This is a genomic window from Chryseobacterium sp. YIM B08800 (assembly GCF_026163565.1).
Taxonomy (GTDB): domain Bacteria; phylum Bacteroidota; class Bacteroidia; order Flavobacteriales; family Weeksellaceae; genus Chryseobacterium.
Window position 1 is genome coordinate 1 of record NZ_JAPDKN010000083.1, and the last position, 403, is coordinate 403.

Sequence of the window (403 nt, forward strand, 5' to 3'; positions counted from 1 at the left end):
AGGAACACCACCTGCAGCTCCGGCAAATGATAATTGTTCTGGTGCGGTTAATTTAACCGTGAACCCAGATCTCGCATGCGGAACGACTATTTCAGGAACTACGGCTTGGGCAACTTCTTCTTCTGAGACAGCCCCTACTTGTGGTGCTACAGGTACTAATGATGATGTTTGGTATAAATTTACTGCAACTAATACTACTCATAGAATTGTGTTGTCTAATGTATCTGGATCTACAGATATGGCAATGGCTGTTTATAGCGGTGCATGTGGAAATTTGGTTCAGCTTAATTGTAGTGATCCTAATACAATGGATGTTTCTGGTCTTACCGTAGGACAAGAATATAAAGTACGTGTTTGGACATGGTCTAATGATTCTACTACAAATGCTACATTTAATATTTGC

The 403-nt window shown here is 40.2% G+C and carries 1 protein-coding gene; it reads left to right on the forward strand.

Features of this window, described 5'->3' with window-relative positions; translation table 11 throughout:
* Nucleotides 1-403, forward strand: a 403-nt coding sequence (locus tag OEW74_RS18905) for a hypothetical protein (RefSeq protein WP_265429949.1), incomplete at both ends; no start/stop codon positions are given.